We start from the raw sequence: 24013 nt of genomic DNA on the forward strand, positions 1-24013 counted from the left end.
AGGAGTTGGTTTCCGCAAGGATCGTGATGCGGCCGGTGCGGGCGCCCGTCTCCGATCAGTGGCGGCCGCGGAGCTTGCCCAGCAGGCGCTGGGCCTGGGCCCGCTTGCGGGGGTCGGCCGCGGCCCGCCGTGCCTGCTCGACGGCCCGCCGCCCCTGCGGGCTCCGGGCGAACTGCTTGATGCGATCCAGGATGTTGGCCATGAGGCACCTTTCCTTGTGCTCTGACGTGCTTCTTGTCTGTACCCCGCCTACCCCTCCGGCGAGGTGCTCAGCCCTCACCCGGCCGGATGGTGCGCGACCGAACGTGTTTGCCGACGGAGTCAGAGGCAAGTCGGTGTCCATGACTGAACAGAACAAGCGCACGAATCAGAAGCCGACCACCATCCGGACGACGGAGTCCAAGGCGCGCAGCGCGGCGGACAAGGCGACCGCGCCGACGTCCCAGGCCGCGAAGCGCGCGGCGGCCAAGGCCGATGACGCGGGGTCAGCGGTCAAGGCCGGCGCCGAGCGCTCCGCCGAGGCGACGACGGCGGCCATGCAGACCGCGGCCAAGGGCGTCGAGGCCGGCCGCCAAGCGGTCGTCACGGCCTCCGGCCATGTCGCGGCCACGGCGAAGACGGCCTGGACGGTCATCGCCCACCGCAAGCTCGTCGCCGCGGGCGTCGGAGCCGGCCTGACCGCCCTGAGCGCCGCGTCGTACGCGGTGGGACGCCGCGCGGAACGCGGTACGCACGGCCCCGTCACCCGGTTCACCGGCGGCCGGATCTGACCACGGCGAGGGCGTTCGGCGTGACGGCCCAGAGGAGGGCAGGCGGCGCGGCGCGCATCACCGGACTTCCCGGTGGTCCGCAGCGCCGCCTCCTTGTGGTCTCCGGCGCGCCTCGGCGTCCGCTGGCGCCGCCTCCGCGTGCTCCATGGCGACCCCCGCCGTCCGAGACATCTCCTCTCGTGGCTTGGCGCACATCCGGCCCTCGTAGTGGTGTCCCCCTCGCGCGCCACCGCCGTCACGAGGAAGGATGAGACCGCAAGCGAAGGATCAACCCATGCGGAGGAGCGGGCCCATGCAGCACGAGCGAGCGGGCAATCCGGCCGGTTTCGAGGATCTCGTCGATGTGGCCCGGCTGGTGACCGCGTACTACGCGCTCCACCCCGACCTGGACGATCCGGGGCAGCGCGTCACCTTCGGGACCTCCGGACACCGCGGATCGTCCCTGGCGACCGCGTTCAACGACGACCACATCGCCGCCACCAGCCAGGCCATCTGCGAGTACCGCTCCGGCCGGGGCATCGACGGCCCGCTCTTCCTGGGCGCCGACACACACGCCCTGTCGGAGCCCGCGCGCGTCACCGCCCTGGAGGTGTTCGCCGCCAACGAGGCGACGGTGCTGATCGACGACGCGGACGGCTACACCCCGACCCCGGCCGTCTCGCACGCCATCCTCGCCCACAACCGCGGCCGCACCAAGGGCCTCGCGGACGGCGTCGTGGTCACGCCCTCCCACAACCCGCCCGCCGACGGAGGGTTCAAGTACAACCCGCCCAGCGGCGGCCCGGCCGCCTCCGACGCCACCTCCTGGATCCAGGACCGGGCCAACGAGATCATCCGGGGCGGCCTGAAGGACGTACGGCGCATCCCCTGCGCCCGGGCCCTCGCCGCCCCCACCACCGGCCGCTACGACTTCCTGGGCACCTATGTCGCCGACCTGCCCGGGGTGCTCGACCTGGACGCGATCCGGGCGGCGGGGGTGCGCATCGGGGCGGACCCGCTGGGCGGGGCGTCCGTCGCCTACTGGGGTCGCATCGCCGAACAGCACGGCATCGACCTCACCGTGGTCAACCCGCACACCGACCCCACCTGGCGGTTCATGACGCTGGACTGGGACGGCAAGATCCGCATGGACTGCTCGTCGCCGTACGCGATGGCCTCGCTCATCGAGCAGCGCGACCGCTTCCAGATCTCCACCGGCAACGACGCCGACGCCGACCGGCACGGCATCGTCACCCCGGACGCGGGCCTCATGAACCCCAACCACTACCTCGCCGTCGCCATCTCCTACCTGTACGCCCACCGCGACCGCTGGCCGGCCGCCACCGGCATCGGCAAGACCCTGGTGTCCTCCGCCATGATCGACCGCGTCGCCGCCGACCTGGGCCGCGAGCTGGTCGAGGTGCCCGTCGGGTTCAAGTGGTTCGTGGACGGGCTGGCCGGCGGGACCATCGGCTTCGGCGGGGAGGAGTCGGCCGGGGCGTCCTTCCTGCGCCGGGACGGCTCCGTATGGACCACCGACAAGGACGGCATCATCCTGGCGCTGCTCGCCTCCGAGATCACGGCGGTCACCGGCAAGACGCCGTCGGAGCACTACGCCACGCTCACCGCCCGCTTCGGCGAGCCTGCCTACGCCCGGATCGACGCGCCGGCGTCCCGCGAGGAGAAGGCCCTCCTCGCCAAACTCTCCCCGGCCCAGGTCAGCGCGGACACTCTGGCCGGAGACGCGGTCACCGCTGTCCTCACCGAGGCCCCGGGCAACGGCGCCCCCATCGGCGGCATCAAGGTGACCACGGACAACGCCTGGTTCGCGGCCCGCCCCTCGGGCACCGAGGACGTCTACAAGATCTACGCCGAGTCCTTCCTCGGCCCCGACCACCTCGGCCGGGTCCAGGAGGAGGCCAAGAGCGTGGTGCTGACGGCACTGGGTGGCTGAGCGACCGACAGGACCGCACACGGCCCGGGCCACGTCATCGTGGCCCGGGTCGTTCGGGGCTGCCGGCTCGTCCTGGCGGACCGCGATACAGGACACTGGGTGCAGATCCGATCCGGGAAGGACCGTCACGTGATCATCTTTGGCACCAAGGGGTACCTGTACCAGCTGGCGATACTGACGCTGGTCTGCGGGCAGTGCGGCAATCCCGCCGCGCACACGCTCAGGAAGCGCGTCACGAAGTTCACGCTGTTCTTCGTGCCGCTGTTCCCGATCTCGACGAAGTACCTGACGCAGTGCACCTTCTGCGGCGCGGAACAGAAGGTGACCAAGGAGCAGGCGGAGCAGCTGCAGACCCAGAGCGCGGGCGGCCAGGGCGGTCAGACGTACGGGCAGCCGGAGCAGCAGCAACACCGGTTCTAGGGACCCGCACCGCGGCCGGTGAGCGCATCCGGTACCGCCTACGGCGATCAGCTCACCGGTCGCCCACGGGCGCCGCACCCTCCTGTGTCCGGCGCCGTCGCTCGTACCGCAGCGCCACAGCCGTCGCGACCGCCCCCGCTCCCTCCCGCAGGCCCACACCGACGAAGACGTCCGGCGCCCTCCCGCCGAGCGCGGCGACGGTGAAGACCGTGCACGTGAGCAGCCGGAACGGCACGGTCCACCGGAAGAAGGACCGCCAGTCGGCCAGTGCCGCCAGCACGTAGTACACGCCCATGTTGAGCGCGGCCATGGACGAGGCCGTCATGAACGCCGGTGTGGAGTCCCCGGCGGCGCGCTCTCCCGGAGCGGCGAGGCCGAGCAGCGACAACTGCGCGGTCGGCGAGACCAGCCCCACCACCCCGAGGGCGGCGGCGAGCACGCCGATGACGGCCATGGTCCAGCCCGGGGCGGAGCGGGGAAGGCGCACGCCGGGATCGTATCCACGTTCGATCAGCGGCCGGGCCGGTTCCGTTCCCTTTCCGGGCGGCGCTGATCCGTGTGGCAACCGGAAGATCTCGGGTACTCGTCCCGCCACACGGGCCCGGACCTGTGATGTGGGCCGATGGGCCTCCTGCAGTCGACCAGTGAAAACGGAGGCATGAAGATGAGCACCGTCAAGGAAACCGTGGAAGTCGACGTCCCCGTCCACACCGCCTACAACCAGTGGACCCAGTTCGAGGAGTTCCCGAAGTTCATGGAGGGCGTCGAGGAGGTCAGGCAACTGGACGACCGCCACAACCACTGGACCACCAAGATCAGCGGAGTGCGGCGCGAGTTCGACACCGAGATCGTCGACCAGCTTGCCGACGAGCGCGTCACCTGGCGCACGACCAGCGGCGACGTCAATCAGAGGGGCTCTGTCCGCTTCGAGCGTGTGGACGACACCCATACCAGGGTCGAGCTGGTGATGGACATCGAGCCCAGCGGAGCCGTGGACAAGGCGGCGGACATGACGGGCACGATCGACCGCCGGGTCAAGGGCGACATGAAGCGCTTCAAGCAGTACATCGAGGAGCGCGGAGCCGAGTCCGGCGCATGGCGCGGACGCATCCAGCCCGGCGGCACCGGCGGCCCCACCCCCCTCTGACACTCACGGTTCCGCCCCGGACCCGGCCTCCGCCGTGGAGGCCGGGTCCTTCTTCGCCCGCGCACGCGAAGAAGTGGTGATGATTCAGCCATCGTTATGACATGCACCTGTCCATATCGGTCTCCTGGTGGCACGCTGCCCTCTGACTGTCCGCAGTGACACCCCCTGCCTGACCGGGCGGACGGTTTCCCGCCGCCCGGCCCCCGCAGCAGAAGGAGACCGCGTGATAGGCAGACCCCGAAGCCCTCGCTCCTCCAGCGGCACCCCCCGCGTTCGCCATACCGTCCTCGGCGCACTCGCCGGCATCGCCGCACTCCTGGCGACCGGTGTCACCGCCGCACCGGCGAGCGCCGCGCCCGAACCGGGAGTCATGGCACCCGCGGCGCAGCGCAGCGCCCTCGACTTCTGGACCCCGCAGCGGATGCGCGCGGCCACCCCGCTCGACATCCTGTCCGTCGACCGCTCCGACGTCCGGGCATCTACACCGCGCAAGGGCAGGACGACCGTCGTGGCACCCAGTACACCCGTCTCCGACGCCGGACCCCTGGCGATCCCGCACGGGGGCGGCCCCTGGTCCGGCGGGGGAGCGGTGGCCAAGACCGCGGGGCGGGTGTTCTTCACCTACCAGGGGCGTACCGCCTCCTGCTCCGGCAACGCCGTCACCAGCGCCAACAAGAGCACTGTGATCACCGCCGGGCACTGCGTGAAGATGCAGGGAGCCTGGCACACCAACTGGGTGTTCGTGCCCGGTTACCACGACGGGCAGCGCCCGTACGGCACCTGGGCCGCGTCCAAGACCCTGTCCACGCCGCAGTGGACGGCCAGTGAGGACATCAACTACGACATCGGCGCCGCCGTCGTCGCCCCGCTGGACGGGAAGCAGCTGACCGATGTCGTCGGCGGCCAGGGGCTGGCCTTCAACACCGGCTACAACAAGCCCATGTACTCCTTCGGCTTCCCGGCCGCCGCTCCGTACGACGGCGAGAAGTTCATCTACTGCAGCGGAACCACCTTCCGTGACTTCCTGCTCTCCAGCGACCACGGTCTGACCTGCAACATGACCGGAGGCTCCAGCGGAGGCCCGTGGTTCACCCAGTTCGACGAGGCCACCGGGACCGGCCTCCAGTCCTCGGTGAACAGCTTCAAGTACAACTTCCTGCCGAACGCCATGTACGGCCCGTACTTCGGCGCGGACGCGCAGAACCTGTACCAGAGCGCCCAGTCGTCCTGAGCCATCGCACCAGCCGGGAGCCGGGTCCTTTGCCCAACCGCGGGGAAGGACCCGGCTGCCGCTGCCCGTCGACGGGGCCACGTGCAGCGCGTCGCCCGGCTGCGGGCCCTCATCGACCAGGCGATCGACTGCGAGGCCTACCGTGCTGGCCCCGAGGTGCCGCGCAGCGTGGGCGTCAGCTCCAGCCGAATCGCCGGTCCACCACCGCGGCGAACTCCTCAAGGGTCAGTACCGCGTCCCCGTTCTGGTCGGCCGTGTCGAACAGCGCGGAGGAAGCGTCGACGTCCTGCACCCCCCAGAACGGCAGTACGCCCGAGGCGGCCAGGGACGGTCCGTTCGTGTGCAGGGCGACAATCACCTCTTCCCGGGTGAGAACGCCGTCGTGGTCGAGGTCGAGCGCCTCGAACAATGTGCGGGCCTTGTCGCTCATCGTCGTCCCCGTCGCATGGAGGTCAGGCGGGCAGATGCATCCCGCTCACTGACGAGGACGCCCTACGCGCCGACCGGGTTGCCCTCCGGTCGGGAAGCCGGCTCCAGTCGAACACAGCAGTAGCCGGGACTCGGGGCCAGGCATGCCTGGAGGGTCTCCGTACCGAGGCCCTCGAGGGCGCCGCGGAGCAGGCGCAGGTTCATACCGCAGACGGTCTCTGTGTGGTCGCGGGCGAGCGCGTGGAAGGGACAGTTGCCCAGCACGATCGCGTCACCGTCGTAGCGGGGCTCGAACCCGTGCCGTTCCAGCAGGTCGAACACGCCCGTGCCGCCTTGGCCGGCGAGCTGGGCGCCAAGATCGTGGGCTTTGCGATGCAAGACGGTACGGATCGGCTCGCCGGTGGCCTCGGATTCCTCCATGGCCTGGGCGAGGAGGCGTCCGGCCAGCTCGTAGTGCCGCTCGGGCAGGCTGACGGAGACCTGCTTGGTGGAGCGCTTGTAGAGCTTGGCCGGCCTGCCCGCCCCTGGACCGGTGCGGCCGCTGCGCCGTTCGTAGACGACGTCGAGCAGCGACTCGTCCGCCAGGCGGTCCAGATGGAACGCCGCGGTCTGACGTGCGAGACCGAGGGCGGCGGCGGCTTCGTCGCGGCTGACGGGCTCCGGCTGGCGCACGACGTGCTCATACAGCCGCATCCGGGTCGGCTCGTCCAGTGCGGCGACCGCGGAAACGTCGGCACGGGGCGCTTGCTGCGGGTGGTCCATGAACACCAGTGTAAAACCCATGGCCCTTGACTAAAGAACGTTGCCGCGCTTCTATCGTTAATGAAAGTTATTGATAGAAGGAGGCTGTCATGTCGTCCCCCACCACAACCACCACGTCCGCCGTCCCTCGGCGACCCGGGTTCACCGACCCCGGCTACCAGGCGTTCGTCATCCTGCGTACCGGGTTCACCGTGGCGCCGATCCTGTTCGGGCTGGACAAGTTCGCCAACCTGCTCGTGGACTGGCCCACCTACCTCGCGCCCTGGATCAACGACGTCGTGCCCGGCAGTGCCCAAGCGGCGATGTACGCCGTCGGTGTCATCGAGATCGTCGCGGGACTCGTCGTGGCCATCGCCCCGCGCTTCGGAGGCTGGCTGGTGGCCGGATGGCTGGCCGGCATCATCGTCAACCTGCTGACCATCCCCGACTACTACGACATCGCGCTGCGCGACTTCGGTCTTCTGCTCGGCGCGGTCGCCCTGGCCCGGCTTGCCCAGCACTACCACGGCAAGCGGCCATCGCACTGAGGACACGGGGTTCGGCGATGTCCTTGCTGCCACCCGGACCGGGGTGTTCGACGGCTGCCTCGTCGGCCACCAGGTGTGTGCTGAATCAGGGGACCACGTCGTAGGTGAACAGGGCGGTGTTGTCGAGCGTCTTCCGGGGAGTGGCGCCCGCACCCAGAGGCGAGATGAGCGGGTCATCGATCCGGTGGCCCAGGAGGTCCGCTGATTCCGACATCGCAGGGACATAGTTTCGCCCGTGCCGATTCATCCAGCTTTCCCAAAGCCGGTCCACGTTGGCGTGGTGCAGGAAGAAGACCGGATCATTCGGTGACGAGGCCGGAGCCATGTCCCCACCGATCCACCGGTGCACCTGGTTGTGGAGCCCCGTTCCGGTGAAGCCCTCGAGCCTGCTGCGGAAGCCTCTCGAGTTGTGGAGCCAGGGAGCGAAGTCGTACGTGGCGAGGTCCGGGTCCCCGAGCGGCGCCGACTGCGTATTGAAGGCGGCCCCCACGTCCAGGGCATTGGGGAGAGTCGGAGAACCGCTCCGGAACTTGCGGCGCAAGCCCCTATTCGTCTGGCGGAGGTTGACGCCTGGGGGAGCCTCCAGCCTGACCCGGAATCCGTTCGGGTCGCCGGGCTTGAAGGCGAACGGTCCGTCGGCCACCGGATCGCCCGTCCCACCCATGAAATCCGGCTTCCAGATCAGCGCCGTCTCGGGGGCCGGCAGCGAGCCGTCGATCGACCAGTCCCAATACGGAAGTCCGAAGCCGGCATCGTCCAGGACTCGTTGGAGGTGTGCCTCCAGGAGATTCAGCATGAACCGGTGCCACGGCAGGAACACCGGGCCCCGGTGCGCCGCGTTGCGGAGGTTCACGTTCCCGCTCGGGGGGACGGGAGTCATCATCGCCTTGACGTGCCAGATGACGAACAGGTCATAGGTCCGTACCGGCGCGGGTGGTCCGGGGATACCGAATGCGGTGGTCTTGAGTGTCGAGTCTTCCCGCTTGAGGCGCAGGACACCCTCGATGTAGGCGTCCCGGGCGTCGGGGCTGGTGATGATGTTCCTGCGTACGACGGCCATGTGTCAGACGCCCCCCTTGTGCACGGGCCCGTGACCGTGGTGGTTCCCATGGCCTCCGTTGTCGCCGTCACCAGGGCCGTCGCCACCCGGGAAGTCGGCGGGGAAGTTCTCGATCAGAGCCCGGATGGTGTCTGTCGCGGACAGGAACTCGTAGGTGGGCAGGGCATGGCTGTGGACTTGACCGTCGTTCGACACGATGAGTGGAGCGGTGAGGGGCGCACCGTCCACCGTGATCTCGTAGGTCGTCTTGATGACGATGTGGTGGCCCTGGAACTCGTCTTCGCGGACGCTGAGCAGGGGACCGTGGTGGTGCGGCTGCTCAGGCAACTCCGCCAAATAGTTTCCGAGGATCGTGGGGTCGGCAGCCGCAGCCAGTTCCTCAGGGGTCACAAGACACCTTTCTTGAGCGCAAGACATCAAGGGCCATCGGCACGATGACTTTTGCCCTGAGTTTGGGAGTGCCCGGGTTCGGCTGCACGTCGAGTACGGCAAACAGGTGGGTCGCGCCTGCCGCGGTCTCCTCCCTGGTGCGCGTCGCGGCCGGACGTACCCTGCCGAAGGCAGCAGCAGGCACGTATCGGACGGTGGCAGATCGATGACCGACGCAGAGACGACCCCCGGCGCCCCCCTCCCGCGGGTGCTGTGCAACACCGAGTCGCTGATCTCTGACGACTCGACACCGGCGGGTGCGCTGTGGCGACTGGCCGAGTCAGGACGGCAGCTGGACGCCAACCTCATCCGCATCCCGCCCCAAGGGCGTATCGACACGCATACCGAGCCCGACCTCGACGTCATCCTGCTCGTGGTCGCCGGTGACGGCACCCTCGGTCCGGCAGCGGACCCGCAGCCCCTGGCCCCCGGCAGTCTGGTCTGGCTGCCGCACGGCAGCGAACGCAGCCTGGTCGCGGGCAGCCGCGGCTTGTCCTACGTGACCGTGCACCGTCGCCGCCCGGGCATGCAGATTCGTACCAGGTCCAGCACCTGACACCGACGGCACTCAGACCGCTGGGCGTCCCGGTACCGGTCCCGGTCTCAGGAAGTCGCGGCCCCACGCATCACCCGCACCGGCGATTCTCGGACGCCTGCCGCCGTACACCGCGTGTCGTCCGCCTGGCCGGGTCACACTGGGACCCATGCGGCTGGTGATCATGACGGCGGGATCGCGCGGCGACGTCGCGCCGTACACCGGGCTGGGCGCGGGGCTGGCGCGGAGCGGGCACGAGGTCACGCTCGTCACCCACGGACTGTTCGAGCCGCTGACCGCCGGTTCCGGGGTGCGGTTCCATCCGACCCCGGTCGACCCGCACGCCGAGTTGCACTCCGAGCGCGGCCGCGGTCTGCACGCCAGCACGACGGGGCTCGGCAAACTGCTGCGCGTGGTGTCGATGGCCCGGTCGGCGGCCGAGAAGATGACCGACGACCTCGTCCGGGCGGCACGCGGTGCCGACGCCGTGCTGGCCGCCGGTGCCGTGGCACCGCTGGGCCGCGCCATCGCCGAGGGACTGAGCCTGCCCAGCCTGGGACTGTTCCTCCAACCCCAGCACCCGACACGGGAGTTCGGGGCACCCATGCTCGGCGGACGCTCGCTCGGCACCGTGGGCAACCACCTGGGCGGACTGGCCGTCACCACCGCCGTCGATCAGGTCTTCACCCGGGCCATGCGCCGACTGCGCACCCGGCACGGCATGACCCTGCCCGGCCCCGCCGCGATCCGCCGGGCCCATGAGCGGGCGCGGTGGCCGGTGCTGCACGGCTTCAGCGAGGTGGTGGTGTCCCGGCCGCGGGACTGGCGGCCCGGGCTGGAGATCGCCGGGTACTGGTGGCCGTACGACACCCGGACCCTGCCTCCGGACGTGGAGGAGTTCCTCGCCGCCGGGCCCGCCCCCGTCTTCATCGGGCTGGGCAGCGCCACCGTGCCGGACCCTGAGCACCTGAGCGGCGAGATCGTGCGCGCCCTGCGCGCGGCCGGACTGCGCGGCATCATCCAGCAGGGGTGGGCGGGTCTCGGCGCCCGCACCGACGACGTGATCACGGTCGGCGATGTGCCGCACGCGCCGCTGTTTCCCCGGATGGCCGCGGTGGTCCACCACGCCGGAGCCGGCACCACCGCAGCCGTCCTGCGCGCGGGTGTCCCGACCGTTCCGGTGCCGGTGCAGTTCGACGCCGGTTTCTGGGCGGCCCGTCTCGTCGCGCTGGGCACCGCCCCCTGCGCCGTCCCTCTGCGCCGCCTCACCGCCGACACGCTCGCCCCCGCCCTGCGCCGGGCCGTGGGCGACCCGGCCCACCGCAGCCGCGCCCAGGAGGTCGCACGCCGCCTGGCCGAGGAGGACGGCGTGGCGCCGGTCCTGGCGGCACTTGGGGCCTTCTGATGGATCTCCGCAGCGTCGCGACGCCCGGCACGGACTCCTCCACTCTCGGCTTCGCTCGAGCGGGGGGACCCCCATGCCGCACGGCGCGAAGGCCAGGTGGCTCCGCCACATGCCCCTCCGCACCGCACGCCGATCGCACGCACCGAACGCCGCTCTTCTCCCGCGGAGATCCACCAGAAGGCCCCTGTACCGACTCGCGAAGTGAGCCGCGACCGGGCGCCGCGACTCACGACAGCGGCACGGTCGACCCCCTGATCACCACCCGGCAGGGCAGGGTCTCGACACCGGAACGGCGCGTGCCGCCGGAGATCGCCGTGAACAGGGCGTGCGCGGCGGCGCGCCCGACCTGTTCGAGGTTCATGTCGACACTGGTCAGCGGCGGCCGGGACGCGGACGTCAGGACCCGCCAGTTGTCGAAGCCCATGACCGCCACGTCCTCCGGCACCCGCCGGCCGCGCTCGCGCAGGACGTCGATGACGCCCCGGGCGATCTGGTCGCTGCCGCCCAGCACGGCGTCCACCTCCGGGTGCTGGTCGAGCAGCATCGCGGTGGCCGCCCGCCCCCAGCCCTCCGACCACGCCCCGAACCGCGGCTCGCCCACCAGGGCCAGTCCGGCGCCGGCGAGCGCGGCCCGGGCGCCCTCGGCCCGCTCCTGCGCGGCGGCGTATCCGGGGTCGCCGGTGATGTGCGCGATCCGGGTACGGCCGCAGGCCAGCAGATGCTCCACGGCGATCCGCCCCGCGCCGACGCTGTCCGGGACGATGGACGGATCCTCCGGATTCTCCGACGGCGCGTACGCGTAGACCACGGGGACCGGCAACTCCCGTCCCAGGGACGGCCGCGGGTCGGTCCGGCTGCCGACCACGATGAGACCGTCGACCCGGCGGCCCAGCAGCGCGCGGACATGGTGCTGCTCGCGGATCGCGTCCCCGCGGGCATCGCACAGGAACACCGCGACCTCACCCGCCCCGAAGGCGTCCTCGGCGCCCATCAGTATCGGGATGCTGAACCGGCCCTCCAGGTCGCTGGTCAGCAGACCCACGGTGCCCGTGCGTCCGGCCAGCAGGCCACGGGCCACCTGGTTGGGCCGGAACGCGAGGCGCTCGGCCGCCTCGATCACGCGTGTTCTGGTCTCCGCCCGCACCTGGCTGCGGCCGTTGAGCGCCTTGGACGCCGTGGCGATCGACACGCCCGCCAGCCGGGCGACATCGCTGAGGGTGGCGGGCTGCGAACGCGAGGGGCCGGTGGCCTGTGCCATGGGTCTTCTCCTGTCTCGCGTCGCCTGCCGACGCCGTCGAGGGCATCCCAAACAGTACGCGGAAATTTTCGGTCCTGTCCTCGTCCGGGTTTTCGAGTTCATCTCAGAAACCGCTTCACGCAAGGGGATTGACGGGTCGTGGGATGCATCCTTAGCGTCTCAGAAAGCCTTTTCGGTCCGTTTCCGCCACTCAGTTCAGTGCCACCACATCATTGTCCCGACCGGTAGGCCGCACACGGGCCCGCCGCGACACAAGGGGAATCGACCATGGGGAGCACGGCCGGACCGCGTGGACACATACGCCGCCTCGTCACAGGTGCCATCGCCCTGCTCGCCACCGCGAGCCTGGTCACCGCATGCGGCTCGGAGAACGACGGTTCCGGCGGGGGAGGGGGCAAAGCGGCCGCCGGCGGTGTCGACGACGGCACGAAGCTGACGATGTGGACGCGGGCCGCGACCCGGCCGCAGAGCGAGGCCCTGGTCGAGGCGTACAACGCGAGCCACGAGAACAAGATCGAGCTGACCGTCGTCCCCACCGACGACTACCAGGCCAAGATCGGCGCGGCGGCCGGATCACGCGACCTGCCCGACCTGTTCGCCTCCGACGTCGTGTTCGTGCCCAACTACACCTCCAGCGGCCTCTTCGCCGACCTCACCGACCGCGTCGACGCCCTTCCCTTCGCGGAGCACCTGGCCCGGTCGCACATCAAGGCCGGCACGTACGAGGACAAGAAGTACGTGGTGCCGCACACCCTCGACCTGTCGGTGCTCTTCTACAACAAGGAGCTCTACCGGAAGGCGAAGCTCGACCCCGAGAAGCCGCCCACCACCCTGCGCGAGTGGGACCGGCAGGCCCGGGCCGTGGACGCGCTGGGCGGCGGTGTCGACGGCACCTTCTTCGGCGGCAACTGCGGTGGCTGCGGCGTCTTCACCTGGTGGCCGTCCGTATGGGCGGCCGGGGAGGACGTCCTGAACGAGGAGGGCACCGCGGCGAATCTCGCCTCCAGCGCCTCGAAGAAGGTCTACGACACCTACCGCGGCTGGGTACGGGACGACATCGTCGCGCCCGGAGCCCGCGAGGAGACGGGCACGACCTGGACCGGGATCTTCCCGAAGGGCAAGGTCGGCGTGATGCCCATGCCGTCGACCACGCTCGGGCTGATGCCCAAGGATCTGGACCTCGGCGTCGCGCCCATCCCCGGCCCCGACGGCGGCAAGTCCACCTTCGTCGGCGGCGACGCCATCGGCATCTCCGCCACCAGCGAGTCGGCCGACCAGGCCTGGAACTTCCTCGCATGGTCCCTGGGCGACAAGGCACAGGTCGACGTGGTCGCCGCACACAAGGACGTGGTGGCCCGCACCGACCTGGCGTCCAACAAACACTCCAAGGCCGACCCGCGCCTGGTCACCATCAACGAACTGGTCGCCGAGGGCCGGACCCCCTACGCGATGAAGTTCGGGCAGACCTTCAACGACCCCAACGGGCCCTGGCTGGAGCTGATGCGCCACGCCGTCTTCGGCGACGGGAAGACGGTCGAGAAGGACAACGACGCCGTCACCGCCTCACTGGCCGACTGAACAGAACCTCCCGACGTCCTACGGCTAAGGAGAGCCATGCCGGTGAAAATGGCCGACCGGGCGACGGCCGAGCACGTGACACAGCCGGAGCGGCGGGCCGTCACGTCCCCGCCCCGCTGGCGTTCCCGCAAGGCCAAGGGCCTGGCCTACGCCGCCCCCACGGCGGTGTTCGTCGCGGTCTTCTTCCTGCTGCCCCTGCTGCTGGTCGGGCAGATGTCGCTCAGCGACTGGCCGCTGCTCGCGGGAGACCGGGGCGTCAACGCGCCCGAGAACTACACCGACATCACCGACAGCACCCTGTTCTGGCCCGCGATCCGCTTCACCCTCCTCTACACCGTGATCGTCACGGTCGTCCTGCTCGCCCTGGCGCTGCTCCTGGCCCTGCTGGTGCAGGAATCACGGCCCGGCGCGGGCTTCTTCCGCACGGTCTACTTCCTGCCCGGCGCCCTGGGCCTGGCCTCCGCGTCCCTGCTGTTCTGGGGCCTGTACAGCCCGACCACCGGCCCGCTCAGCCGCATCCTCGAAGGCCTCGGCCTCGTCGACGACCCGGTGTCCTTCCTCGGCTCACCGACATCGGCCCTGTGGTCGACGGTGTTCCTGATCGTCTGGAAGTTCGCCGGTTTCTACATGCTGATCCTGCTCGTGGGCCTGCAGCGCATCCCGCACGAGGTGTACGAGGCGGCACGGATGGACGGCGCGAGCCGCGCCCAGATCTTCCGCTCCATCACCCTGCCGCTGCTACGGCCCTCCCTCGCCCTGTGCCTGCTGCTGTGCGTGACCGGCTCCCTGCTCGCCTTCGACCAGTTCTTCATCCTCACCAAGGGCGGACCGGACAACAGCACGGTCACCGTCGTCCAGCTGATCTACCGGGAGGCGTTCCAGCGGCTGAACCTCGGTACCGCGGCGGCCCTTTCGATCCTCGTGCTGGCCGCGCTGCTCCTGCTGAACGCCCTGCAGTTCCGGGGCCTGCGCCGCGCCGACGAGTCATGACACCCGCCGCCTCATGAGAAGGGACACCACGGTGCTCAGCCGCGCCCTGGGCCGGACGCCCCACTACGTCGTCGCCGGCGGTCTGGCCGTCATCTTCCTCTTTCCCCTGCTGTGGAACGCCTGGGCGTCGGTGAGCGGCCAGCCGGGCACCGCCCAGGAGTCCGGCTACGGCCTCGGCAACTACCGCACGCTGCTCGAGTACGACGCGGGCCTGTGGCGGTACCTGCTCAACAGCACGGTCGTCTCGGCACTGACCGTCGCCCTGACCCTGGGGGTGTCCCTGCTGGGCGGCTATGCCTTCGCCCGCTTCGACTTCCCCGGAAAGAACCCGCTGTTCCTGCTGACCCTGGCCATCCTCATGGTTCCCTACGCCACCCTCCTCATCCCGCTCTACGTCCTGCTGGGCCGGCTCCAGCTGCAGAACTCGCTGATCGGGCTGAGCCTCGTCCTGGCCATGTTCCAACTGCCGTTCGCCACCTTCATGATGCGGATCTCCTTCGAGGCGGTGCCCCGCGAACTGGAGGAGTCGGCCCTCGTCGACGGCTGCGGCACGGCGGGCGCGCTGCGCCGTGTGCTCCTGCCGGCGGTACGGCCGGGACTGATCACCGTGGGACTGTTCGCGTTCCTCGCCGCCTGGAACGACTTCATCGCACCCCTGATCCTCATCTCCGACAGCGAGAAGGCACCGCTGCCCCTGGCCGTCGCGAACCTGCGGCAGCAGAGCATGGGCGCCGTCGACTACGGCGCCACCGAGGCGGGCGTGGTGGTCCTGGCCGTGCCCTGCCTGCTGCTCTTCCTGCTGCTGCAACGGCACTACATCAGGGGCTTCATGTCCGGCGCCCTCAAGGGCTGATCCACCGCACGACCGTTCAGCGGACAACCGAAAGGACGTGGACGGAGGCATGAACTGGTGAGGGACAACACGGCACGCCCGCTCGTGGTGCCGGTGGCGCCGGCCCGGGGCCGGCTGCGCCCGCTCGGCCTGGACGAGGTCCGGATCACCGGCGGCTTCTGGGCCCGGCGCCGCCACACCAACGCGACCGCGACGCTCGGCCACTGCCGCGACTGGATGGAACGCGAGGGCTGGACCGGTAACTTCCGGGCAGCCGCCGAGGGCCGGATCCACGCCGACCGGCGCGGCCGGGAGTTCGCCGACTCCGAGATCTACAAGCTCCTCGAGGCCATGGCCTGGGCGGGCGCTTCGTACGACGGGGACGTCGCCGCGCTCACCGACGTCATCGCCCCCGCCCAGCACCCGGACGGCTACCTGAACACCGCCTTCGGCCACCCCGGACAGCGGCCCCGCTACAGCGACCTCGAATGGGGCCACGAACTCTACTGTCATGGGCACCTCATCCAGGCGGGTGTGGCCCAGGCCCGCGCCCGGGGCGAGGGCGAGCTGGCGAAGATCGCCCGGCGGGCCGCCGATCACATCTGCGCCGCCTTCGGACCGGACGGCAACCAGGGCATCTGCGGGCACCCGGAGATCGAGACGGCCCTGGTGGAACTCGCCAGGCTGACGGGGGAACAGCGCTACCTCGACCAGGCCGCGCTGTTCCTCGGCCGGCGCGGCCACGGCACCCTCGCCGACATCGAGTTCGGCCCCGCCTACTTCCAGGACGACCTGCCCGTGCGCCGGGCCAGGGCTCTGCGCGGCCACGCCGTGCGCGCCCTGTACCTCGCGGCCGGCGCGGTCGATGTGGCCGTGGAGACCGGGGACGACGCGCTGCTCGCCGCGGTCGTACGGCAGTGGGAGGCGACGGTCGCCCGGCGGACCTATCTGACCGGCGGGATGGGCTCGCACCACCGCGACGAGTCCTTCGGCGACGACTTCGTACTGCCGCCGGACCGCGCCTACTCGGAGACCTGCGCCGGTGTCGCCTCCGTGATGCTCGCCTGGCGGCTGCTGCTGGCCACCGGTGAGCCGCGCTTCGCGGACCTGGCCGAGCGGACCCTGTTCAACGTGATCGCCGCCTCCCCGTCCGAGGACGGCCGGTCCTTCTTCTACGCCAACACCCTGCACCGCCGTCACCGGGGCACCGTGCCCCGGTCGGACCGCGTCAGCCCGCGCGCCGACTCGGGCCTGCGGGCCCCCTGGTTCGCGGTGTCGTGCTGCCCGACCAATGTGGCGCGCACGCTCGCCCAGCTGCCGGCCTATCTGGCGACGGCGGACGACGACGGCCTGCAGCTCCACCAGTACGCCGACGCGGAACTCGCCACCTCCCTGGGCGACGGGCAGGGCGTGGCGCTGCGGGTCCGCACCGACTACCCGTCCGGCGGGACCGTGGCCGTGCGGATCAGCCGCTCCCCGGACCGCCCCTGGACCCTGTCCCTGCGCGTCCCCGCGTGGACAGCGGGGGAGACCGCCCGGCTCGTCGACCCGGACGGGAACCGCCGTACGGTCGCCCCGGGCACGGCGCGGCTCACCCGGGCCTTCCGGCCCGGCGACGAGATACGCCTCGAACTGCCCGTCGCCCCGCGCTGGATCCGGGCCGACCCCCGCATCGACGCCACACGCGGCACGGTGGCCGTCCAGCGCGGCCCTCTCGTGTACTGCGCCGAATCCACCGACCTGCCGGACGGACACGACGTCGACGCGCTCCGCGTGGACCTCTCCGCCGCACCGGAGGACGGTCCGGGCGACACGGTCGTCGCGCCCGGTGAACTCGCCGAGCCGCACAACACCGCCTGGCCGTACCGGCCGGCCGACGAAGCCACCGCACCCGCGACCGACCCTGAGGCCATCACCCTCGTCCCCTACCACTCCTGGGCGAACCGCGGCCCCTCGACCATGCGCGTGTGGCTGCCGACGACCCCGCCCCCGACAACGCCGACCGAGAGGTAGCCGTGCCCGCTCAGCGAAGACGACACCGCCGCGGCCTCCTGGCCGGGGCGCTGGCCCTGGGCCTGCTGGCCCCGCTCGCCGCCACCGGCCCGGCAGCGGCGGACAACGCGGCGATCGGCTACCCGGTCTACACCGGATCCGACCACCCCGTTCCCACGCTCCCGGCCGGTTTCACCGTCCACCGCACCCTGCGCGCCCAGTACGAGGCCGACCGCAGGGCCGGGGACGGCACGGACTTCTGGATGGACCGCATGCTGGTCCGCAAGGGCGAGGACCCCTCGGGCGACTGGCTGTTCACCCGGGGACGCGCCCTGTTCATGAAGGAACACGCACCGTCCCGGCTGGGCTTCGCCGGCAAGGTCGCCTACTGGGAGAGCATCGACAACCGGTCCGCGTACACCATCACGCTCGACGTCGACGGCGAGAACATCACCCTGCGGGAGAACACCGGCGCCCGCACCCAGACCCCCAGCTACTGGCGCAGCGAGTTCACCCACGAGGCCACCGGCCTGAAGGTGACACAGACCAAGTTCATCACCGAGGCGAACGCCGCCGTCACGAACCTGGCCCTCACCAACACCGGCCCTGAGCGCCGTGAGGTCCGGCTGCGCGCCACGTCCCCGTACACGACGACCGCCGAGGGCCGTGAGCTCACCGGCGCGGTGCCCGCAAAGAACAACCTCACGACCGTCTTCCCCCGCCTCAGCGGTGACGGCTTCACCGCCGAGGACGAGTCGCTGTCACGCACGCTGACTCTGCCGGCCGGGCGCACCCTCGCGACCAAGGTCCAACTCGGCTTCGTCACCGAGGAGATCACCGGCTCCCGCACGGAGTACGACTCCGTGCGCACCGCGTCCCCGGCCACCGCCTTCCGCCGGCACGTACAGACGTACAACCGCTGGTGGGCCGAGAACCTGCCCTACCTCGACATCCCCGACGACAACATCGAGAAGACGCTGTACTACCGCTGGTGGCTGCTGCGCTACAACTACCTCGACGCCGACATCCCGGGCAGCGACTACCAGTTCCCCACCGCGATGGAGGGCGTGCTCGGCTACAACAACGCCATCGCCCTCACGGTCGGCATGTTCGTCGACGACCTCAAGTACCTGCGCGACCCGAGCTACTCGTACGGTCCGTGGGTGTCGGCCGGAGAGGTCTCGAAGAACGGCAAGTACACCGACAACCCGGGGGACCCGGAGAACTGGTCCAACAGCTACACCCAGTACATCTCCGAGGCGGCCTGGCGCTCCTACCAGGTGCACGGCGGCCCCGACGGCATCGTACGCAACCTCGCCCGGTACGCGGAGAAGGACGTCCGCGGCCAGCTCGAGAACTACGACGAGGACGGCAACGGGCTGATCGAGTACGACTGGGGCGCGATGACCGGCAACGACGCCGACGCGGTGTCCTTCGACTGGAAGCCCGGCAACCTGGACCGCGCCGAATCCGCCTACGTCCACAGCAACGCGACGGCGGCCGCCCGCGCGTACGACCTGCTCGGCGAGAAGGCCAAGGCCGACGAGATGCGCGGGACGGCGAACCGGGTGAAGAAGGCGGTCCTGGAGCATCTGTGGGACCCGAAGGACAAGCTGCTCAAGCACCGGCACGTCGCCAGCGACACCCTGGTGCCCTGGAAGGAGATCAACAACTACTACCCGTACAGCGTGGGACTGATGCCCACGCCGGAAGAGGACCCGCAGTACCTCGAGGCCCTGCGGCTGTGGGCGGACGCGAAGCAGTACCCCGTCTTCCCGTTCTTCACGGCCAACCAGGCCGACAAGGCGGAAGCGGCGGAGCAGGGCCACCCCGGGAGCAACAACTTCTCCGTCATCAACTCCACCGTCACCTTCCGCTTCCTCTCCTCGGTGCTGCGGAAGTACCCCAGCGAGTACATCGACCGCACCTGGTACAAGAAGCTGCTGTCCTGGAACGCCTGGGCCCACTACATCGACGGCGACAACCGGTACCCCGACCAGAACGAATTCTGGTCCGACGGCCGTGCCGACCCGCAGAAGATCGGCTACCGGTCCTGGATCCACCACACCATCCTCGGCACCACCAACTGGACCGTCATCGAGGACGCGATGGGGTTCAGGCCGCGCGACGACCGGAAGATCGAGCTGTGGCCGATCGACGTGGACTGGCCGCACTTCGCGGTCACCGACATCAACTACCGGGGCACGGACGCGGCCGTCCTGTGGGACGAACCCGGCGACGGGAAACGCCCGTACGGCAAGCGGGTCCCCGAGGGGTACTCCCTCTACCTCGACGGGAAGCTCGCCTTCACCGCCGACCGCCTCACCCACCTCGTCTACGACCCCACGACCCGCAAGGTCACCTTCCCCGACGGCGGCGGAGGCAAGGCGAGGACCACCGGCCTGCGCACGGATATCGCAAAGCCGCAGGACGTCACCTACGGCCCGAAGGAGCGCGTCACCGACCTGTTCGCCAAGGCCGGACGGGACCTCACGGGCACGGCCAGGAACAACCTGGCAGCCGGCGCCACCGCCCGCGCCTCCCACGAGGCCGAGGGCCGGGGCGCCGCAGGCGCCGTCGACGGCTTCACCGTCAACGAGCCCTCCTGGGGCGCCCGCGGCTCCGGGAACACCGAGGACTGGTACGAGATCGACTTCGGCCGCACCCGCACGGTCGACGACGTCCGGCTCCACTTCTCCAGCGACAAATGGCCCGGCGGATACGCCGAACCGGCCCTCTACACCGTGCAGTACCAGGACCGGGCCGGCCAGTGGAAGGACGTGGCCCGGCCCGCCAAGTCACCGGCGTATCCCAGGGCCAACCTCAACCGGGTGCGCTTCCAGGAGGTGACCACGGGCAAGCTGCGGGTGCTCATGCGCCACCGCGACGGCCACACCAGCGGCCTGAAGGAGATCCAGGCCTACAACACCGACGGCCGCCCGCCGACGGCCCGCAACCAGACCCCCTACGTCGAGGCCTGGCGGGACCCGACGTACACCCGGCCGGGCCAGGTCAGGCTCACGGGCATCATCGAGGACGACGGACTGCCGAAGAGGGAACTCTCCGGCTCCTGGAAGACGGCCGACGGTCCCGACGGCGGCACCGTCATCTTCGACGACCCCCGAGTCCCCACCACCGTCGCCCGCTTCACCAAGGCAGGCACCTACACCCTCGAACTCACCGCCACCGATGGCGCGTCGACGTCGTCGAAGCAGGTCGTCGTGAAAGTCGAGGAGCTCGGTGACGGCCGGGTGAACCTCGCACCGTCCGCGACCCCCACCGCGTCCTACACCTCCGGCTGGGAGTCGGTGGCCGCGATCAACGACGGCCACGAACCGGCCTCGTCCTCCGACGCCCCGCGCTGGGGCAGCTGGCCCCAGAAGGACACCCAGTGGATCCAGTACACCTGGGACGACCCGGTCCGCGTGGACGGCTCCGACCTGTACTTCTTCCGCGACGCGCAGCCCGGCGGGGCCGACGGGGTGGGCGTGCCGGCCTCCTGGGTCATCGAGTACCGCGACGGCGACACCTGGCGCGAGGTCCCCGCCCCCAGCGGCTACGGCACCGCCGAGAACCGCTCCAACCGGACCACGTTCACCCCGGTCACCACCACCGCACTGCGGGCGAAGCTCACCGGACACCCGAATCTGGCCCTCGGCGTGCAGGAATGGAAGGTCTACGCCGAGGCACCGGAGTCGGTGCGCGAGACCCACATCCCCACCCTCCGCGGCACCATCCCCGACCTGCCCGGTCAGGTGACGCTCGTGTACGCCGACGGCTCCACGGCGCGCTCACCCGTGGCCTGGCCGGCCCTGACCGAGGACCAGGTCGCCGAGGGCGGTACCAGCGTCACGATCACCGGCCTCGCCGACCGCACCGCCCAGCCGGTCACCGCCACCGTGTGGGTACGGCACACCGACGCGGTCGAGATCACCAGCATCGCCGAGGAGCGCGTCACCACTCGCCCCGGCATGGCCCCCACGCTTCCCGGCACGGTGGTCGCCACCTACAACGACGGCTCCAGGGACAGCCGGACGAAGGTCACCTGGGACCCGGTGGATCCGGACCAGTACGCCGGCCCCGGGACCTTCGAGGTCAGGGGAACCGTGCCGGACACCTCCCACCGCGCCACGGCCACGATCACCGTGACACCCCCGCGCGACCCGGGTGAAACATCTCCTGCCCGCCGATGACCGACGACGATCGGAGTGCGCCATGTTCCAGCCACCCACCCGACGCCGCGTGCTGAGCCTGACCGCCGGCGCCGCGGCCACAGCGACCCCGCTCATCGCCTCCGGCCCACCGGCCCAGGCCGCCCCCGCCGGCTCCCTCGCCGAGGCCGCCACACGAGCGCTGCCCGCCCAGCCGACCTGGGCGGTGCGGCCTTTCGGCCTGGAGCAGGTCACTCTCGGCGGGGGCGTCTTCCGGGCCAAGCGCGACCTGATGCTCGACTACGCCCGCGCCTACCCGGCCGACCGCATCCTGGCCGTCTTCCGCGCGAACGCCGGACTGGACACGCGCGGCGCACGGCCGCCGGGCGGCTGGGAAACCGCCGACGGCAACCTGCGCGGCCACTACGGCGGCCACTTCCTCACCCTCGTCGCGCAGGCCTACGCCGACACCCGCGAGGCCGCCCTCAAGACCAAGCTCGACCACCTGATCACGGCCCTCGGCGAGTGCCAGCAGGCCCTCGCCGAACACGGCGACCCGAAACCCAGTCACCCCGGCTACCTGGCGGCCTACCCGGAGACCCAGTTCATCCTCCTGGAGAGCTACACCACGTACCCCACCATCTGGGCGCCGTACTACACCTGCCACAAGATCATGCGCGGCCTCCTGGACGCACACACCCTGGCCGGCAACCAGCAGGCGCTCACCATCGCCGCGAAGATGGGCGACTGGGTGCACAGCCGCCTGGGCCGGCTGCCGAAGGCCCAGCTGGAACGCATGTGGTCGATCTACATCGCCGGCGAGTACGGCGGCATGAACGAGGTCATGGCCGACCTGTACGCCCTCACCGGCCGGCCGGAACACCTCGCCGCCGCCCGCTGCTTCGACAACACCACGCTGCTCGACGCCTGCGCCCAGAACCGTGACGTCCTGGAAGGCAAGCACGCCAACCAGCACATCCCGCAGTTCACCGGCTACCTCCGTCTGTTCGACCACACGGGCGAGGAGACCTACGCTTCCGCGGCCCGCAACTTCTGGGGCATGGTTGAGGGCTCCCGCACCTACGCCCTGGGCGGCACCGGCCAGGGCGAGATGTTCCGCGCCCGCGGCGCCATAGCGGCGACCCTCGACGACAAGAACGCCGAGACCTGCGCCACGTACAACATGCTCAAGCTGAGCCGGCAGCTCTTCTTCCACCAGCCGGACCCCGCCTACATGGACTTCTACGAGCGGGGCCTGACCAACCACATCCTCGCCTCCCGCCGGGACACCCCCAGCACCGACAGCCCCGAGGTCACCTACTTCGTCGGCATGGGCCCGGGGGTACGACGCGGATACGGCAACACCGGCACCTGCTGCGGCGGCACCGGCATGGAGAACCACACCAAGTACCAGGACTCCGTCTACTTCCGCTCCGCCGACGGCAACACCCTGTACGTCAACCTGTATTTGGCCTCCACCCTGCGCTGGCCGGAGCGCGGCCTCGTCATCGAGCAGACGAGCGACTACCCGGCCGAGGGCGTACGCACCCTGACCTTCCGCGAGGGCGGCGGCCGACTCGCCGTCAGACTCCGCATCCCGTCCTGGGCCACGACAGGCGTCACGGTCACGGTGAACGGAACCCCGCAAGGGGGCCGGGCCGCACCCGGTACCTACCTCACCCTGAACAGAAACTGGCGTCCGGGCGACCGCATACGCATCTCGACGCCCTACCGGCTGCGCATCGAACGAGCCCTGGACGACCGGACCGTCCAAGCGCTCTTCTACGGCCCGCTCCTCCTGACAGCCCAAAGCCCGGAGCAGCAATTCCGCACCTTCTCCTTCTACAAGGACTTCACGCTCCGCGGCGATCTGGCCGACGCGATCAAACCCGCCTCCCGCCCACTGCACTTCACCACGCACCACCTCACCCTCGCCCCCTTCCACCTGGGCGACGACGACGCCTATCACGCCTACTTCAAGCGCTCAGAACCCGTCATCGTGTTCGGTACCGCCGACTCCGGTGTCCCCAACCACGCCCGCCCCGACGGCGAGACCTTCCTCGACGCCCTGTGGCAACAGGCCCCCTTCCCGACCTCCGCCCGCTTCGTGCGCGCCGTACGCACCCTCGCGGACCGCTGGCTGTCCGAGAACCTGTTCACCCGCACCGAACGCGACCGCGTCATCACGGCCGCGAACAACGCGGACCTGAGGCGCTGAACTGCGCGGCACGCTGAACGGCGAGGCACGCGGAGCGGCCGACCGGAAGAGCCGCTCCGCTCCGGAACGCTTCGAAATCGCCAAATCCGGACCGGAAGTCGTCTGGACCACTTCCGAGTCTTGAACACGCCTGTCCGGGTCTGCTTGGGTGGCGGATCAATGGCCGCCATCCGGTGGCGTATTGGGGGGAATGGTTTCTGTGCTGGGCCAGCAGCGGGGCATGAACACGCCGTACGACGGGCGACCTCACCGGCCCCTTCCGTCCGCCTGGATCCCGCACCGCCACTGAGCGGGTGGGCCAGGCGATCCCGGTCTCACACCCTTCACACCCTTGATGCAGACCCGA

21 protein-coding genes are annotated in these 24013 nt (G+C 70.4%); 14 read left to right on the plus strand and 7 right to left on the minus strand.

Annotated features, from left to right (window positions below; genetic code table 11):
• Nucleotides 1-55 precede the first annotated feature (55 nt).
• On the minus strand, nt 56-202 hold the full coding sequence (locus OG542_RS39655; protein WP_184598895.1) for a hypothetical protein: 147 nt from the start codon (nt 200-202) through the stop codon (nt 56-58).
• 139 nt (nt 203-341) lie between these two features.
• On the opposite strand from OG542_RS39655, the gene OG542_RS39660 reads away from it, so the two are divergent.
• The 3 genes from OG542_RS39660 (at nt 342) to OG542_RS39670 (ending at nt 3123) form a co-directional block, all read left to right on the plus strand.
• Nucleotides 342-770 (plus strand): hypothetical protein, encoded by a 429-nt coding sequence (locus OG542_RS39660; RefSeq protein ID WP_328336120.1) that lies wholly within the window; start codon nt 342-344, stop codon nt 768-770.
• 292 nt (nt 771-1062) lie between these two features.
• Nucleotides 1063-2703, plus strand: a complete 1641-nt coding sequence (gene pgm, locus OG542_RS39665; RefSeq protein ID WP_328417583.1) for a phosphoglucomutase (alpha-D-glucose-1,6-bisphosphate-dependent) — start codon at nt 1063-1065, stop codon at nt 2701-2703.
• A 129-nt stretch (nt 2704-2832) separates the two neighbouring features.
• On the plus strand, nt 2833-3123 hold the full coding sequence (locus tag OG542_RS39670; RefSeq protein ID WP_261681969.1) for a zinc ribbon domain-containing protein: 291 nt from the start codon (nt 2833-2835) through the stop codon (nt 3121-3123).
• Between the two features lie 52 nt (nt 3124-3175).
• Here OG542_RS39670 and OG542_RS39675 read toward each other — a convergent pair whose 3' ends face one another.
• Entirely contained in the window at nt 3176-3577 is a 402-nt protein-coding gene (locus OG542_RS39675) for a hypothetical protein (RefSeq protein ID WP_328418324.1), read from the minus strand.
• A gap of 210 nt (nt 3578-3787) precedes the next feature.
• Here OG542_RS39675 and OG542_RS39680 point away from each other — a divergent pair, with 210 nt between their 5' ends.
• On the plus strand, nt 3788-4270 hold the full coding sequence (locus OG542_RS39680) for an SRPBCC family protein (protein ID WP_328417586.1): 483 nt from the start codon (nt 3788-3790) through the stop codon (nt 4268-4270).
• A gap of 223 nt (nt 4271-4493) precedes the next feature.
• Nucleotides 4494-5501 carry a trypsin-like serine peptidase gene (locus tag OG542_RS39685; RefSeq protein WP_328417588.1) on the plus strand — a complete coding sequence of 336 codons (1008 nt, stop codon included), beginning with the start codon at nt 4494-4496 and terminating at the stop codon, nt 5499-5501.
• Nucleotides 5502-5676: 175 nt separating this feature from the next.
• Here the strand turns inward: OG542_RS39685 and OG542_RS39690 are convergent, their stop codons facing one another.
• Both OG542_RS39690 and OG542_RS39695 read right to left on the minus strand, forming a co-directional pair.
• On the minus strand, nt 5677-5931 hold the full coding sequence (locus tag OG542_RS39690; RefSeq protein WP_184598906.1) for an EF-hand domain-containing protein: 255 nt from the start codon (nt 5929-5931) through the stop codon (nt 5677-5679).
• A 62-nt stretch (nt 5932-5993) separates the two neighbouring features.
• A complete protein-coding gene (locus OG542_RS39695; RefSeq protein ID WP_408057834.1) occupies nt 5994-6692 on the minus strand; it encodes a helix-turn-helix transcriptional regulator in 699 nt (232 codons plus the stop codon).
• An 89-nt stretch (nt 6693-6781) separates the two neighbouring features.
• Here OG542_RS39695 and OG542_RS39700 point away from each other — a divergent pair, with 89 nt between their 5' ends.
• Nucleotides 6782-7219 (plus strand): hypothetical protein, encoded by a 438-nt coding sequence (locus OG542_RS39700; RefSeq protein WP_328417591.1) that lies wholly within the window; start codon nt 6782-6784, stop codon nt 7217-7219.
• A gap of 85 nt (nt 7220-7304) precedes the next feature.
• On the opposite strand, the gene OG542_RS39705 is transcribed toward OG542_RS39700, so the two are convergent.
• Both OG542_RS39705 and OG542_RS39710 read right to left on the minus strand, forming a co-directional pair.
• On the minus strand, nt 7305-8279 hold the full coding sequence (locus OG542_RS39705; protein WP_328417593.1) for a tyrosinase family protein: 975 nt from the start codon (nt 8277-8279) through the stop codon (nt 7305-7307).
• Between the two features lie 3 nt (nt 8280-8282).
• Complete coding sequence (locus tag OG542_RS39710) at nt 8283-8669, minus strand: hypothetical protein (RefSeq protein ID WP_328417595.1); 387 nt, start codon at nt 8667-8669, stop codon at nt 8283-8285.
• Nucleotides 8670-8874: 205 nt separating this feature from the next.
• Between OG542_RS39710 and OG542_RS39715 the strand changes: the two genes are divergently transcribed.
• Both OG542_RS39715 and OG542_RS39720 read left to right on the plus strand, forming a co-directional pair.
• Complete coding sequence (locus tag OG542_RS39715; protein ID WP_193482836.1) at nt 8875-9264, plus strand: cupin domain-containing protein; 390 nt, start codon at nt 8875-8877, stop codon at nt 9262-9264.
• Between the two features lie 148 nt (nt 9265-9412).
• Complete coding sequence (locus OG542_RS39720) at nt 9413-10648, plus strand: glycosyltransferase (RefSeq protein ID WP_328417597.1); 1236 nt, start codon at nt 9413-9415, stop codon at nt 10646-10648.
• Nucleotides 10649-10874: 226 nt separating this feature from the next.
• Here the strand turns inward: OG542_RS39720 and OG542_RS39725 are convergent, their stop codons facing one another.
• Nucleotides 10875-11906, minus strand: a complete 1032-nt coding sequence (locus tag OG542_RS39725; protein ID WP_328417599.1) for a LacI family DNA-binding transcriptional regulator — start codon at nt 11904-11906, stop codon at nt 10875-10877.
• Between the two features lie 267 nt (nt 11907-12173).
• Here OG542_RS39725 and OG542_RS39730 point away from each other — a divergent pair, with 267 nt between their 5' ends.
• From OG542_RS39730 to OG542_RS39755, 6 genes are read left to right on the plus strand one after another with little or no spacing between them, the layout of a single operon-like run.
• Nucleotides 12174-13484 (plus strand): ABC transporter substrate-binding protein, encoded by a 1311-nt coding sequence (locus OG542_RS39730; protein ID WP_328417601.1) that lies wholly within the window; start codon nt 12174-12176, stop codon nt 13482-13484.
• Nucleotides 13485-13520: 36 nt separating this feature from the next.
• Entirely contained in the window at nt 13521-14474 is a 954-nt protein-coding gene (locus tag OG542_RS39735) for a carbohydrate ABC transporter permease (protein WP_328417603.1), read from the plus strand.
• Between the two features lie 31 nt (nt 14475-14505).
• The gene (locus tag OG542_RS39740; RefSeq protein WP_328418328.1) at nt 14506-15327 is read left to right on the plus strand and encodes a carbohydrate ABC transporter permease; all 822 of its coding nucleotides are present in this window, start codon (nt 14506-14508) and stop codon (nt 15325-15327) included.
• Nucleotides 15328-15384: 57 nt separating this feature from the next.
• A complete protein-coding gene (locus OG542_RS39745) occupies nt 15385-17319 on the plus strand; it encodes a glycoside hydrolase family 127 protein (protein ID WP_328417605.1) in 1935 nt (644 codons plus the stop codon).
• Nucleotides 17274-21491: an Ig-like domain-containing protein gene (locus OG542_RS39750; protein WP_328417607.1), complete on the plus strand. Its 4218-nt coding sequence runs from the start codon at nt 17274-17276 to the stop codon at nt 21489-21491. The genes OG542_RS39745 and OG542_RS39750 overlap by 46 nt, the downstream gene beginning before the upstream one ends.
• A gap of 22 nt (nt 21492-21513) precedes the next feature.
• Nucleotides 21514-23667 (plus strand): glycoside hydrolase family 127 protein, encoded by a 2154-nt coding sequence (locus tag OG542_RS39755; RefSeq protein ID WP_328417609.1) that lies wholly within the window; start codon nt 21514-21516, stop codon nt 23665-23667.
• Nucleotides 23668-24013 lie beyond the last annotated feature (346 nt).

Origin of the sequence: Streptomyces violaceus, from assembly GCF_036014075.1 — a bacterium.
In the GTDB taxonomy this organism is placed as follows: Bacteria; Actinomycetota; Actinomycetes; order Streptomycetales; family Streptomycetaceae; genus Streptomyces; species Streptomyces violaceus.

What these genes read in the sequence shown, in the direction of transcription:
- OG542_RS39730 (WP_328417601.1), top strand. Translation starts at nt 12,174, where the DNA reads ATGGGGAGCACGGCCGGACCGCGTGGACACATACGCCGCCTCGTCACA.
- OG542_RS39660 (WP_328336120.1), top strand. Translation starts at nt 342, where the DNA reads ATGACTGAACAGAACAAGCGCACGAATCAGAAGCCGACCACCATCCGG.
- OG542_RS39735 (WP_328417603.1), top strand. Translation starts at nt 13,521, where the DNA reads ATGCCGGTGAAAATGGCCGACCGGGCGACGGCCGAGCACGTGACACAG.
- OG542_RS39695 (WP_408057834.1), bottom strand. Translation starts at nt 6,692, where the DNA reads ATGGACCACCCGCAGCAAGCGCCCCGTGCCGACGTTTCCGCGGTCGCC.
- OG542_RS39715 (WP_193482836.1), top strand. Translation starts at nt 8,875, where the DNA reads ATGACCGACGCAGAGACGACCCCCGGCGCCCCCCTCCCGCGGGTGCTG.
- OG542_RS39720 (WP_328417597.1), top strand. Translation starts at nt 9,413, where the DNA reads ATGCGGCTGGTGATCATGACGGCGGGATCGCGCGGCGACGTCGCGCCG.
- pgm (WP_328417583.1), top strand. Translation starts at nt 1,063, where the DNA reads ATGCAGCACGAGCGAGCGGGCAATCCGGCCGGTTTCGAGGATCTCGTC.
- OG542_RS39700 (WP_328417591.1), top strand. Translation starts at nt 6,782, where the DNA reads ATGTCGTCCCCCACCACAACCACCACGTCCGCCGTCCCTCGGCGACCC.
- OG542_RS39655 (WP_184598895.1), bottom strand. Translation starts at nt 202, where the DNA reads ATGGCCAACATCCTGGATCGCATCAAGCAGTTCGCCCGGAGCCCGCAG.
- OG542_RS39690 (WP_184598906.1), bottom strand. Translation starts at nt 5,931, where the DNA reads ATGAGCGACAAGGCCCGCACATTGTTCGAGGCGCTCGACCTCGACCAC.
- OG542_RS39705 (WP_328417593.1), bottom strand. Translation starts at nt 8,279, where the DNA reads ATGGCCGTCGTACGCAGGAACATCATCACCAGCCCCGACGCCCGGGAC.
- OG542_RS39725 (WP_328417599.1), bottom strand. Translation starts at nt 11,906, where the DNA reads ATGGCACAGGCCACCGGCCCCTCGCGTTCGCAGCCCGCCACCCTCAGC.
- OG542_RS39675 (WP_328418324.1), bottom strand. Translation starts at nt 3,577, where the DNA reads ATGGCCGTCATCGGCGTGCTCGCCGCCGCCCTCGGGGTGGTGGGGCTG.
- OG542_RS39755 (WP_328417609.1), top strand. Translation starts at nt 21,514, where the DNA reads ATGTTCCAGCCACCCACCCGACGCCGCGTGCTGAGCCTGACCGCCGGC.
- OG542_RS39680 (WP_328417586.1), top strand. Translation starts at nt 3,788, where the DNA reads ATGAGCACCGTCAAGGAAACCGTGGAAGTCGACGTCCCCGTCCACACC.